Below are 14,531 nucleotides of genomic sequence, written 5' to 3'. Positions count from 1 at the left end.
AAGAGAAAGCGTGTATATCTCTCCCTCTCTTTGGAGCAAAATGATGGCATCTCTTGCTTTTATTCATTACGTTCATACCAAGTCAGTGGAACCAGTTGGCGACGCATGGTATTCGCAGATAATTTGCTACTTCCGATTTTATCCTTGGCATTCGGATTAAGTAACTGACGGGTAATTCCATTTTTGTCATTGAGTCCGATACCCGCGCCCACCATCGATTCAACAATTCCATGCCCGGCGCCAAAGCTCATCGTGCTATCTTTTACGTCTTGTTCACAAACCCCAAAAGGTAAGCAATAACGTTGCACTGTCGTAGCACCATTGGCTTGAATTTTACAACCATTCCCTGCAGTGGTATTTGGATTATAAACACTGACATAGAGACTCTTGTTCATCACCACCATTTCGCCCAGAACTTTACTTCCGATCTGGCTACTTAAAGCCGTCTCATTGCCCTGGTCATCCAGCTCTTTGCCAACAACGCTATTGGCTTGTACATACCAGCCATTTGGAATCATGGCCTTGACTTGCACCAGATTTTTACCTTTTAGATCACTGGCTGTCAGCATCGCTTTAAGATCCGTTGCCAAAAGTTTTGGTGTGCTACTACTATTACCGATCGAAAAGTTGCTGCGCACCACATCCTGATCAAAAAGATTATAAACCGTACTACTTGAGTTCTTATCGCTATATGGCAGGCTGCGGTTTCCTGAGGCAATACTCACCACGGCAAGAGGTTGTTCATAACCGTAAACACTAAAGTTTGGTGCTTCATAAAAACGGCTATTGCTATCTTTAAACAACATTGTATAACTGCCACATCCGCTATCTTTGGTTCCAAGATCCTTATTCAAATCGATCCGCCAGACTTGTCCTCCCAAGTCACCAAAATAAAGATGATCAGCCAGTCCATCCCCATCTCGGTCTACTGCATTGATCCGGCTCACTACACTATATAAGTCTTTCATTTTCATGCCATGGTTGCTATCTCCAGATCCACATGATGTGCTTTGATTATCGCCGCCTGCATACCAGATCAGGTCACCATTGTCTGCATCGAACATATACACCATACGTCCTTTGGTGGCATTGGTAATCACTGGTGCAGTTTTTTCATATTCCATATCATAGCCACCGCCAACAACCATGACACGTTTTGCTGCACCGTTATACATAATGCTGGTAATGGTCGGTTTAGACCAGCTTTGCCCCATCGCAGCTAATGCCGTATTGGTTGTGGTTTTATAGGTTCCATCAGCTTGCAGGCTAATAATGCGATTGCGATCCGGATCAATATGAAATTTAAGTTTGGGTTGACTGATGTCGCTGAGATCCAGGGCGTAATAACTGCGTCCTCCCATACGTAAACCACCATAGGCGATTTGCTTGCCTTTCGCGACAACTTTACCATCGCTCTTGATCTCGCCCACAGTCGCGACAATCTCACTGCTGACACTGCCACTACTTACTGCTTTCATGCCGTAAGCGTATTCGCTATATATGGTCCAGGCACCATCGATCCCATAAGCCATATCGGCTTTTACACCAGCTGGCTTTTCCAGAAATGCTTTGCTTTGCTGGGTATTTTCCAGCATTTCATTCGGTACGAAAGCAAAACTTTCTTCACCAGTTTTGGCATCAACGACATGTAACACACCTTGGGTGGTGCCAAATAACATATAGTCCTTACGCTCTTTCACACTGTTGTCTGCATTAAAGACCGCTTCCTGAGTCAATTTAACCGGTGTTGAATGCAGGTTCATGCCCACTTTCCAGTTGGTCCGGTTTGCTTCTGTCAGATCTGCTGTGGTTGCCGCATTCCCCACGTTATACCCCAACAGATTCATCAGCAGATAACCTTTATCATCGGAACGGGCTGTTGTAGCGGAACCACATTTGATGTCCAGATATTTATTATTAATTGTCTTTAAGGCACCCACTTCAGTGAATTGATAGGTGGTGGTATTGTCAATTTGCTGACAGTCGCGATTGATCAGGACTTTACGCTCTGTAATGATCGGCTTGGTCGGATCTGAATTATCGGTTTTATTTTTCAGATTTTTAAGTTTGGCAAGTAACCCGCCCTTATTCCAGTCCTGTACATCATAGCTGTTTGCTGAAATATCCCAGGCATCTTTCAGCTTATTCACCGAGTTGTCTGTTTCAACGTAGTATTTTTTGAAGTTCCCGATCCAACTGGCTTTTTCAGTCGGTTCAAACATACTTTTATACACATCGTTACTCATACGATAAGGCGTAAGCGGATCTTCAGGTATCGTCTGCAACCCAATCGGATCACCATCGGTTACACCTAAATTATCGTGAAAATCCTTAATACTTTGTGCAATATTCTGGCTATTGGCGGCGTTATACCAACCCCCACCACCAATCACGCCCCAACGCGCCATATTCTTGATGTCTTCTGGATTACGCGGTAATAAACGATCTAACAAACTGGTAATTCCTGTGGTCAGGCCACTTCCAATCAGACTATTTGGCAATAAACCATCCAAGAGGGAACCTGTTACACCCAGCAAATCTCTTACCGCTTTAGGCACAATACCTGTTAACAACTGATCCTGCGCAACATTGGTAGTTGAAATCTGGGTTAGGCCTTTCGTATCCGTGCTATTTTCTTGCCCAGCGATATATTCAGGAAGTTGCAAGAAAGAACGATCAAGTCCAATCACGGCCGTCTTAATTGGATTGGTTTTTAATGCACGAATATCACGTGCATAGGCGCCGATACACTGCCAGGTCGCAAAGTCAGTATTGTCATTTGAGTTCTTGTTATTACCTAGCGTGGTTGGCTTCAAGTCTGTTGAATTACATCTAAAGTTCCAACTATCATTCAAACGGCCATCTTTATATTGGACACTTAAACTCTGAGAGTTATCTAAAGAGCGTGCCATTAAACGTTCCATCGCAACCTTAGTCGCTTCGGACTGGCTGCCTTTAGGCTGTAATAAAGAGTCAGTTAAAGTCGGTGCTATTGTCGGTACGCCACCCGCAATGACCATTAAGCCATTGGCATCACATTGCGGTGCAGTTGAAGGTGCTTGATAGAAGTTAGCATTACTCTTAATCAATGGATTAATTGTACTGTTATTCTTTTGACTATCCGTAAAACCGCTATATTTCGCATTTACATCAGAGCGATATTCATAATATATCTCTTGTGATCCTACACTTAATATCCCTAACACATTGAGCAAATTCGCATCAACAGATTTATAGCCATTCGTATCTAGACTACCTAGACCTAAAAAACCAACATCATCCCAAGTTGCACATGTTGTACTATCTGTCTCCCATCCAGTACATTTATAACTAGTTGGAATTCCCAACCCTCCTATTTTAAGAAGATAATTGCGTTTTCCATATTGTCTTGCTCCAGTCCCTTTGGTGGTATTGCCAAGTAAATAAGCCCCAGTTTCTGCATAAGTACTTGCCATTGGATTGTTGCCACCTAACCCCAGCATATTCAAAACATCTTTTAATGCATTGTTCGTGTTTTCTAAATTTAAGAGTTCACCCACTGCATCAAATGGATTTTTTAAAACTCGCCCAAGCGTTGCAACCACATCATTAAGCAAACCACCCACCAGTTTAGGAACAATCGTCAATAAACTTTGCAGACTAAACTCACCTTTTGAGTCCATATTGGCGCTGGCAATATAATCAATGATGTGCTGACGATGACTCTGTGTTTTTCCGTTATAGGTATAGATATCACTCAGTAACTTAGGTTCAAAAACAATTGCCCCAGCGCGATCATTGGCTATATGGTTGTAAGGTGAAATTGATAAACCGACCATGGTGCTATCAGGTATCCGTTCCATATCTGGCAGCCCCGCCTCACCCTTCTTGCCTTTTAATACATCCGTCAGTGCCATCCGGACACGCGAGTTCTTATCGTAGCAACGATAAATTCCCACAGTAGATGAATTGGTAATGGATTTGAGCAAACTAATATCAATCAACGGATCACAGGTTTCACGAATATATTGTTCTGCCGATAATCCTGTTTTTACGCCTAACAAACCATTCAATAAATTATCCAACAGCTTGACGGTTGCATCTGTGGTCACGACCGTACAAGATTGGCGAGGAAATGGATACATCGTATTCGGCTGTTCAGTTTTGATTTCAGCAATCGAATCTAAAATTCCTTGTCCCTGTCCATTGCCGAGCACACCTTTCAAAATCGCCTGATTAATCAGATCAGTGGCCTCTTTTGTGACATTAATGAGATCAGTCTGACCCGCAATTTTTATACCGAGATTTAATCCATTTTTACCCAGTACATCGGTGACACCTTGATCTACACACAGTGGATAATCTTTCACTAGATCCAAAAGACCAGCTCCCCCCATACTACGAGACTGGTCCACCATCAGCATTAAACGTTTTTTATTGCCTGCCGCAGGTTGATAAATTTCAATATCACTGGCTGATGCCACCGATGAAAGAATGAGAAGGCTGGACAATACTGTACAGCTTAACAGCAAGCCTTTAACTTTATTCTTGTGCTGACCTTCATATCTTTCTAGTTTCTTCATCTTGTTATTATTCATGGCATTTCTCCCTTATGAACCAGTTGGTTCAAAGTCAGACAAGAAACGATATTCTGCGACTTGTATGTTATATATCGGTTTTTCTGTATTTTTTTTAAGACAGCTGGCAACCTCATTGACGCCGTTATTATCTATGCTCTTGGTCAGGCAACCTTTGTCAGGATCATTGTCTGCTTTAAATAAAGCATCAGCCGTTAACAACCCTTGCATCACCGACACCACATAGACACGCAAGCGAATATTGTTCTCGGTCTTTGCCCCTGTTACCTCTGTACCACGAGATAGATCAGCAAAAGGTTGGGTCGGTGTTAACTGTCTTTTGATGTAAACCTGAGTCACCACCTGTTTACGGCCACTTGAGTTTTTTGCCGAGGTTTCAGTACATGCACCCGCACCAGAGCTATTAATGTTAAAAGATTGGCTGTTTAGCCGATAACCCGCTTTACTCAAGGCAAAGGGATCTACTCCTGAAAAGCAAAATACTAGCTCTGCATCTTTGTTATTTTCATTTTTAAAGAACCCGACCACACCATTTGCAGAAGCAAGGTTCTGCTGCGTGTTTGGATCTTGAAAATACATCAGGGCTGCATCCGCATTCTGGGCCAGCAAAGTCTGGATCTGATGATTACTCACCAGCTTCAATGAACTGATACTTTGACGTATCGCCAGTGTCCCAATAATCGTAATCATTAATAAAATCATGAGTACAACAATGAGTGTCGCACCGCGTTGAGCCTGAATCATGTTCCAGCCCCCCCATTTGTACAGGTTGGGGTTTTACTGCTATCACAACCTTCTGAAACCCAACCCATTGCATTGCGTAAAGAGACGGTTTGATTCACGACCTGACGTAAATAATTATCCTGATAGGCCGGTATCAGCTTGACGGAAGTCCCCAAGACCTGAAATGGTTCTTTATTGCGTTCTTTAATAATCGACTGGTTGCCCGTTTTGTCATCAGAACGAACCAGCACGCCTAATTGAATGGCATGGACATGCGGTCGGACAAGTTGTGTTACCCCATCAATATTTTTTGAAGTTGCCTTTAAAGCCATATAGTTTTTAATATCGGCATAAGCCAAGGTACTGTTAGCACTATTGAGATCACCATCCATATACCCCAAACGCACCTGAAAGAAATCGACATTGGGTAAAATGACCTGACTGTCTGCCCAGGCAAGTTTCAAACGATCTGTTGCGGTTTTTGCATCAAGTGAAGTCTGACGATATTGGGCTGCCTGGCAGCGCAGGGATTGACGTGAATCCTTTGCGGTTGATCCCACATAATAACGCTGTACCACAAATGTCCCGCTACTCACGTCTTTGCCCGAACAGTCCAGTCCGCCTTGGGGTGCTTGGTAACGGATGAGTAACTGGTCATTGGTCAGCCCCGTCACATTGGCATTGCCAAAACTGGTAAGCTGGTTATTGGCAAAGCAATCTGCACAATTCAGATCAATTTTTTCACCGACATTGTTTGAAGTCAGCAAAATTCCGGCATAACCAATCTGGTCATTGACTGCAGGTACAGGTGAGCTCAGATTGGCTTTACGGATATCATCTACAATAAAATTCAGACCTAAACTGGCGTTGTCCTGAATATGTGCCATGGCTTTTTGCAATTTATAACTGGTGATTCCGGTAATAAAGAGTTGAATGGCCGCTGCAACAATCAGTAGCCCTAAAGTGAGTGAGATCATCAACTCAATCAGGGTAAAGCCAGATTGGCTGTTGCTATAGGTTTTACAGTCTGCGAGGCTTTTATCCATGTTAATACGCCTCCAGAAACAGGCAGTGTGATCCTGAAACATAAGCCCCATCTTTAATACATGAGGCAATTCCATCATTTCCTGCCAGATTGGTTTCATCCCAGGCGACATAAATACATTGTCGGTTATTACCTGTTGGGCATTGATCTACAGCAAGATTCATCCCGCTGTCTTTGGCTTGTAGGGCCGCATTCTGTAAATCCTGTATCGCGATTTTTTCAGGTTTATCCGCTACATTTGATACTGACGTTTTTGGGACTTCTACCGCTGCAACCTTATATTTTCCAGCCCGGGTCGCCTGTGGATTGGCACGCATTTTCTCTGCCAGATCACGTGCAATGGTTAAGGCAATCACCTGCTTATTGGCTTCCAGACTGGAGTCCACCGCCCGTAACTGCAAGGCCGCAAAACCCAATACGCTGATCGCCAATAAGACCAGCGCGACCAAGACTTCGACCAGCCCCACACCTTGTTGTTTTATCTTCATGGGCAGGCTCCTTCCGTGATAATGGTATCCCCGATTACCCCCACCCGAACACAATAAGAAAGGCCTTGTCGCTCCAACATAAAGTCTTTTTGTGCAGCAATACTCCCATTCGTTCTAAAACTGAGACTTGTCGCAGAGGCATTTGTTTGAGACACGCCATTCTCTAAACGGGCAATAAAAATGCGTTGTGTTTCAGTTTTGGGAATCGCAATTGCAGTTGCACAATCTTCGAGTGATAAAGATGCCAGACATAGGCCTGTAGTCTGGCGAAGTAAAACGGCTTGGCTTCTTGCTTCTGACACCTTCATGGTCAGTTCACGTACGGAGGACTCTAACTTTTGGCGGTTATACATGGCAGCAAATGAGGGAGCCGCCATTAAAGCAATGATTGCTAAAACAGCGATGGTGATGATCAGTTCAATCATCGTAAATCCTGAGCGAGGTTTAACCTGTGCACAAGATAAAGTGCGATGCTCCACATCGTAATGGGCTTGTTGCATATAGTCCTCCATATGCACAAATCTTTTTGTTGTAACAGCGCTCTCAAGTATTTTAAGTAAGTAAAATCAATTCATTATATCAATGAGAGAAGCACTATTTTTCGTGATTGTTTTCATGTTTAGTTATCAATTTCAACCTAAAATACACGAAAAGCTACCTTTAGGGGATAAAAGGTATGGAACAGCAGATAAGTGATAATTTGATCACATTTACTTGTTATTATTGTTAATAATGTTAAATAACATCAAAAATGATTCATAAAAAAAGCAAACCCTAGCGGTTTGCTTTTTTTATCTGGCTATTACAGCTATGAGATTACCGACCATCCCAGTTGCTGGTTGCGGATGGGGTACAGCTCGAACCTTTAGTCCAACATTTTTGCCCTAAATAATTTAAGACAATACTTCCGTCACCCACTTGTGAAGTACCCGTTTTAGGTATAGCTGTTAATGTCCAGGTAGATGCGGTTGTTGTCAGTGTTAAATCATACAATGCTGTTCCAGATTTTGGCGTTACTGTACTTCCGTATACTCCAAAAGTGCCTGTTAAAGCAGCGCCCGCATAAGTCCCTCGCGTAACTTTAAACTGACTGAGCGTATGAGCAATCATCATCATTTCAGACTGTGCATCTGTCCGCTTTGTTCTTTTGACATATTGCTGATAGGAAGGATAAGCAACTGCAGCAAGTATCGCGACAATCGCCACCACAATCATTAATTCAATCAGTGTGAATCCTTTTTTATAATGCACTACCAGTCCTCACTTCCTGTACCACACGCCACCTTGGCAGGGGGGGTGCTTGAACCAGGATTAATATTGATATTCACTGGAGTAATTGTCTTACACTTAATTCCAGTGCTTGTTAATAGATAAGAAAAATTCTTAACATCACTACTAATGGCTGTAATGACCCAACTTTGTCCCATTGCGGTAGCGTTTGTGAGTAAAGGATTCGCATTTCCCCCATCTCTAATCCTAATTGTATATTTTGGATTACTGCTCTCCAGAGGTAAAGAAAGCATCTGTGTTGCCTCTACAAAACTATCCACTCTCGGTGATGGAGGTGCTGGGTAAAGGTACCGCGCATTAAAGCCAAGGTATGTAAAATTCTTTAGTTTATGTCGCTCTAATTGCTCAGCAATTTTATACATTTCTTGTTGCGCCTGAGCAGCAATAGCACGGCGTGTAAAATGCTGATAACTCGGAATTGCAATAGCTGCAAAGATTGCAACAATCACAACGACAACCATCAATTCAATCAAGGTGAAACCTCGATTGAATCTATGATTATACTGAATGGCAGGTAGATTCACTTTAATCATTTCAATCTACCTTCGCATATCGTTCATACCAACGATTTGGAATAAAGTGAAGATCACCGCCTGCTGTAAGGAATTTTTTATTTGTCTGACAAGCAGTTCCTATACAGCCAGCGCCAATATCTGCTGGATCCGGAACGATAATGGATTTAGTACTACCACCATCAACAGAACCTACGTTCAGGTTTACAATTCCCGCCCCTAAATTATAAATGTAGTTCGCATCCTGACCACATACACCTGTCGGCAAGCACAAGCGTTGAGTAAAACTATGCCCTTTTACACCTGCCCCACAGCTAGAGGAAGTACCATTATTTGAAGCATCATACATCGTAACGTATAGACTTCCTTCCATTGCAATAAGTGGAGCCAAACCTTTAATAATAGCTGCACTCGCATTTTCCCGATTCGTTCCAGTTTCACTAAACTTCTTCTCAAAACGATAGTACCATCCCCCCCAACCTGTAGATGGATTCGCTACAGCACCTTTGACCAGCGTTGTATCTGTGTCACTTCGTGCAATATCACTATTACTAATATATTTTAATTGGCTCGTGGACGCTGTAGTTGCATCGGTTGCTGCTAAAGTCCTGGCACCTTTATTGGTATTTGGAAAAAATTTCCCGTCTGGGTGAATATCATAATCATAAATTGCATAGACAGCGTCATATTGCAGGTTATCAGAATCCCGTTGTCCAGTTGTTAAAGGAGAGTCAGCTGTTGCTAAAAGCGGAGAACTTTTATTTCCAGATATAAAAGTCGCAACAACCACATCAGCACCTTCTTTACGCGCTGAACTATGATGAGCTGTAAAGACTGGCGGTAAATAAAAGCGTGGGCTTTTACCAATTTTTGCTGTTGCAGTTTGATGAAGATCCAAAATTTTAGTGGCTTGAGTGGTAAATTTTGTAGGACTACGAGCAAAATCGATACGAAATGCCTGTCCAGCTAAATCTCCAAAATAAATATGATCGACCATACCATCATTATTACGATCAACAGTTTTAATCTCGCTTACCACACTATATTTTAGGTCACTATTGACTAGATGAGGAATCGCCTCAGTTGTGGTTGTTCCTGCCCCTGAAGCTGGTGTATCTGCTTCCGTATTTGCATCTGCGTACCAGAGTAAGTCGCCATTGTTGGCATCAAACATATATACTCCAGCACCCTTCTTATTGGTTTGGTTATAATTATAATTTTCATAACCAGCGTAGCCTGTGCGGATACCATTTGATTTCAGACCATCACCATCATCACCGCCTGCATCGTATCCCCCACCCACAAACATAACTAATTTGCGTTTCCCCTTCCAGTTTACATAGTCAAGTTTTGGTTTAGACCAACTTTGTGCCATATTTGAAATTTGAGAAAACTCTTTTCCAGCAGGATTCGCTTTCGAATACACTTTGCCTGTACTCGGATCTATATGAAATTTAAGTTTAGGATTATCAATGTCTGTTAGATCAAGGGCATAATAACTCCGCCCTCCCATCCGCATACCACCATAAACCCATTGTTTACCATTCAGGTTTTCTTTATCTTCTGCTGTTCCACCAATAATATTACGCACAGCCCCGTTAACAGTCAGCGTTCCATCCGGTTTGGTAACATAAACCGTATGCGCCGTCCATTCACCATCCATGCCATAATAAAGTGCATTTTTACCCCCGACTAGATTTCCAGCATTTTCCCTAAATGTCTCAGACTGTTTTTCAACCATCTCACTTGGGACAAAACTGAACTTTTCTACTCCAGAAGAAGCATCCACAACACTTAGAAGCCCCTGTGTTGTACCAAACATCAAATAATCTTTACGTCCAACCGTATTAATTTGAATCTTGTTCGTCGTTGTATTTCTAGAAGCAACAGCTTTACCTTCTTGAGTCAAGAGCACTGGTAATGAATGATATACACTTCCCATTTGACGCAAGTTTGCTGATGTATTGGCAAGATTTAAGCCATTTGTTTCTGTATCAGAACTAATGTTATAACCCAACAGCGCCATCAGACCTCTTACTTTTGCGGCTGTATCTGTTTTGGTGGTCGTATCTGTCGTATAGGTATAACGAATTTGATTCAAATCAAAGTTACGGCTGATTTGAGCTTCAGCACTTTTGGTGCCATCAAATACATAATCTGTAAGCACTCTACGCGCTGTAGATGTGGTTGTACTACCATTGGTTGTTGTCGTTTGAGTGCCTAAAGTTTGCTGACTTAATAATCCGCCTTTTTTATAGATCGGTGTATTGTCAGGATAGTTAACACCTGATTTTGCCCACCTATCTGGTAAATCTTGCAAGACGCTCTTTTTAACGACCGTATAATCGGCTCCGCCACTGGCATTGGAATATACGCCATTATTGACGACATAGTATTTTTTTACATTACCAAACCATAACTGCTGGGAATCTTCGGGTCTGATTTTTGGTTCAAATTGAGGGAAATAGGCATGAGGCTGAATAATTTCAGGATTCAAGGTATCCATTGGAACAGTTGATGAGCCTGTGCTCATGCTTGGAATATCTTTATTAATTTCATTAATGAAATTATTGATACTATCCACAACACTTTGTGAATCAGTACCTACATACCACTTACCCTTACCAATCGTGCCCCAGTCTTTGGCATCATTTACATCATTATTTGTATTACTACTAAAACTGGAACTAAAACCCACAACAGCTGTTTTGATTTCCAAACCGACAGGATTTTTTGTTGATGACAATAAACTTTCAGCAAAGTTCCCAATACATGTCCATGAATTTGCGTTATTTTTATATGGTGTTCTTTTCCCTAACTGGCTATTATTACAACTAAATAGATCGCCTTTATCCCCCAAGGCTCGACTCATTAATTCATAGGCTGTACCACTCTTACCATCAGCACCTGGCGCTGTACCATTCGGTTCAGGTTCACCATCTGTTAAAAAGTAAATTCCTTGCCCACTACATTCTCGTTTTGCTCTTGCGGATTCACTCGTTCCCAACTGGGCTGTAATTGAGGCTGGAGCTTCATAATGTGTGGCGCTACTTGCTGGAGAAGTTTTTGATGCGTCCACGGAGTTTGTCCAACCTGAATAAGCTGTAGCAGCTGGACCAATATAATAATTACCACTATATCCATCTATAATACCGCTAGGGCCTTTTATGTAACCCGCTGGATATGAGAATCCGCTGTTCCAGCCATACCACCCTCCAGAACAACCTCCATTCGTGTCCCATTGTTGGCAATATACATAATAATTATTATTAGAGCGCACAAAATAGCGCTGCACATTCATATTTAGGGTATTTGTACCCATCATATATGCTGCTGCCTCAGCATATGCATAAGGTGTCGGCGTACCTCCACCGGCTTTTAGATTACTAATCGCTGTTAATAAAACATCTCTATGGGTTTCATCACGATATTTTATCCGCTCAGACCAAATAGATAAGCAATCTGAATAATCACCATAATTACATGTAACATTCGTATCTGTTTTATAACCTGTTGTTGTATAGCCAGAAGGTGTATTTCTAGTTTCTCCACTCCAGCTTAAACAGTTGTCATTATTTATATCCCAATTTGTACATGCGTTATAATACAATGTTTTCGTATATGTAGGTCTTCCCCACCGGTCTGTTCCTGTCTGAACTTTTCTGTTGTAGCTTTGCCAAAGGGGCTTTTTATAAATACTATCAACTACTCGACCGCCTGTTAATGTACTTAAAGCTTTTGCAGGTACTAAAATTCGACCATTATTCCCACTAAAGTCAGAAAGACCCATTACAATTTTATCATCGACCCGCGGTATACTCGCTGTGCCTTGCAAAACATCATTCAAACCTTTTTTCAAAATATCTAAACGACTATTACCCGCACTAGCAGTATTCGTATTCCCCATATTCCATGCCATACTCCCTGAAGTATCCAGCATTAACATCAATGTTGTAGAACCAACACTATCTTCTGGAATTTTATAGATCTCTAAATCTGCGGCATAACTAGGGACGCTAGCACAAATCAATGAAGTGATTGCAGCCGCAATCGTACTGACCTTAAATTGATTAGCCCAATCTTTCCCCTGCACACGCTGTACATCATCTTGGCTAACTTTTTCTATTTCTAGCTTTTTCATATGAGTTTTCCTTATGAAGATGCACTGATCGTTTTAATGGTGTATTCCATTTCTTGTGTACTGTATGGAACATTCTTATCTGATAAACAATCAGTCACTGTTGTATTCTGTCTGGCCTCATCTACGAAGCTCGTAAAATTTGTTAAACAGGTATTAATTTCAGTTGTGCTGGCTTCACTGAAATTAGGAAGAATCGAAGTTGCTGTAATTACAACCTTTTGAATCCCTGTACTTTTTGAGCTTTCTTTATCATCTGCTTCCAGCATGTGTTCCCAGTCTCTATCATTGGAAGCAGCCCGCACTGTTACTTGTGTCATTACTGCATTACGACCACTCAAGAAGTCCGTTATACGATTCTTTTGACAAAAACCATTTTTTCCCATTTCCGTATTACTAATTACGCCTTGATCATCCCAATACGCTACGCTTGCTAAACGGCTGCCTTCAAAGTTATCTACCACTGCACCACGCACACAAAAGACCAGCTCCTTTCCCTTATTTTCAGGGCGTAGGGTATAATTCAACATGCCGTCACCGATACGCATTTGCGTAAAAGCCAACGCATCATCAGTTTTATTTTCCAAGGTATAAAATACAGAATCACTGGTTTGCTTAAGTAAAGCTTGGGCCTGAGCGTTCGTCGCAATCTTTAAAGAGGTAATACTGCCTCTAATCGCCCATGTCCCAACTAGCGTTAAAAGCACCAGCATTATGAGGACAACGATTAGAACGGACCCAGCCTGATCTTGTCTTATATTCTTCATATCATCATCCCCATTACTCAATACCAAATCCATTGCGAATGGCGATGGTCTGCGTTACCACATCTCGTAAATACAGTTTGTTTCGGTCATTCGGTGTTAGCTTTGCACCAACATTCAAGACTTGATAAACCTGATTCGTATCAAAAAACTGATTATTTCCAACGGTATCTGTAGAACGAGCTAAAAGACCAATTTGAATAGAAACAATTTGTGGTTTTTTCCCTGTTAGAGCCCGGTAGTCTTCAATATCCATATAACTAAAACAGTCTAAACGGGTATCTGCTGCTATATTGACAATACTGCCACTCGCATCTGTTTGAGTTACAGCATTACAAGCAGCATTCGCACCATCATAAGCAACCCCTAAACGAACACTAAAATGATCAACCCGAGGAATTAATATCTCGCCTTTACCTGTTAGAGCTAAAGTGGTATTGGTCTTAGCTGATTCCGCTGTATAACGTGCTGCTTTACAAGCCAATGCAAGAGGTTTATTCGGATCGTTATTATTGATATCTTCTCTTAAAAAATAGCGCTCTACCACATAGTCACTTACCGTTAAGCCAGTACCCTCACAATCAAATTGATTAGGCGTATTGACTTTATATTGAATGACAAGCTGATCACTTTTAACGCCTACCAGATTGGATGCGCCAATCCCTCCACGGGTTAAAAGATCATTACTAATCGTAAAATTAGGCAGATTGTCTGATATATTGTTGGGTTTAAAAACCACGCCTCCGTACAACACCATATCGTCAATAAAAGGTTGTGAAGCATTCAAGTTTGCAATGCGTAAGTGATTAATCACCTCACCCAATCCAAATAACGTTGTATTCTGCAAGTTCATCATGCCTTGCTGAGTTGTTGCACTACGCTGACTTGTCAAAAATAACTGAATTGCAATCGCACTAATCAAGAGTCCTAATGCCAGTGAAATCATTAATTCAATTAAAGTAAAACCCCGATGCTTAGCCATATGATTATTCAT

The 14,531-nt window shown here is 41.7% G+C and carries 10 protein-coding genes; all 10 read right to left on the bottom strand.

Translation table 11 applies throughout. The features are described 5' to 3' along the window. Positions 1-59 precede the first annotated feature (59 nt). Entirely contained in the window at positions 60-4,577 is a 4,518-nt protein-coding gene (locus tag JO943_RS07800; protein WP_202740449.1) for a PilC/PilY family type IV pilus protein, read from the bottom strand. 12 nt (positions 4,578-4,589) lie between these two features. Beyond that, positions 4,590-5,321 (bottom strand): PilX N-terminal domain-containing pilus assembly protein, encoded by a 732-nt coding sequence (locus tag JO943_RS07795; RefSeq protein ID WP_202740448.1) that lies wholly within the window; start codon positions 5,319-5,321, stop codon positions 4,590-4,592. After that, positions 5,318-6,346, bottom strand: a complete 1,029-nt coding sequence (locus tag JO943_RS07790) for a PilW family protein (protein ID WP_202740447.1) — start codon at positions 6,344-6,346, stop codon at positions 5,318-5,320. The genes JO943_RS07795 and JO943_RS07790 overlap by 4 nt, the downstream gene beginning before the upstream one ends. Position 6,347: 1 nt before the next feature. Further along, positions 6,348-6,833 carry a type IV pilus modification protein PilV gene (gene pilV, locus JO943_RS07785; RefSeq protein WP_199973304.1) on the bottom strand — a complete coding sequence of 162 codons (486 nt, stop codon included), beginning with the start codon at positions 6,831-6,833 and terminating at the stop codon, positions 6,348-6,350. Further along, positions 6,830-7,333, bottom strand: coding sequence for a GspH/FimT family pseudopilin (locus tag JO943_RS07780; protein ID WP_202740446.1), 504 nt, complete (start codon positions 7,331-7,333; stop codon positions 6,830-6,832). The genes pilV and JO943_RS07780 overlap by 4 nt, the downstream gene beginning before the upstream one ends. A 316-nt stretch (positions 7,334-7,649) precedes the next feature. After that, positions 7,650-8,048 carry a type IV pilin protein gene (locus tag JO943_RS07775; protein ID WP_050560007.1) on the bottom strand — a complete coding sequence of 133 codons (399 nt, stop codon included), beginning with the start codon at positions 8,046-8,048 and terminating at the stop codon, positions 7,650-7,652. 35 nt (positions 8,049-8,083) lie between these two features. After that, on the bottom strand, positions 8,084-8,656 hold the full coding sequence (locus tag JO943_RS07770) for a type IV pilin protein (protein WP_202740445.1): 573 nt from the start codon (positions 8,654-8,656) through the stop codon (positions 8,084-8,086). A 1-nt stretch (position 8,657) separates the two neighbouring features. Then, on the bottom strand, positions 8,658-12,776 hold the full coding sequence (locus JO943_RS07765) for a hypothetical protein (protein ID WP_202740444.1): 4,119 nt from the start codon (positions 12,774-12,776) through the stop codon (positions 8,658-8,660). 11 nt (positions 12,777-12,787) lie between these two features. After that, positions 12,788-13,540: a PilX N-terminal domain-containing pilus assembly protein gene (locus JO943_RS07760; protein ID WP_005227595.1), complete on the bottom strand. Its 753-nt coding sequence runs from the start codon at positions 13,538-13,540 to the stop codon at positions 12,788-12,790. 13 nt (positions 13,541-13,553) lie between these two features. After that, positions 13,554-14,531 (bottom strand): PilW family protein, encoded by a 978-nt coding sequence (locus tag JO943_RS07755; protein ID WP_202740443.1) that lies wholly within the window; start codon positions 14,529-14,531, stop codon positions 13,554-13,556.

Source organism: Acinetobacter sp. 'aerobic (ED)' (assembly GCF_904886855.1).
GTDB classification, from domain to species: domain Bacteria; phylum Pseudomonadota; class Gammaproteobacteria; order Pseudomonadales; family Moraxellaceae; genus Acinetobacter; species Acinetobacter courvalinii.
Note: the sequence above shows the minus strand (reverse complement) of the source record. Positions and strands in the feature narration are given on the sequence as shown.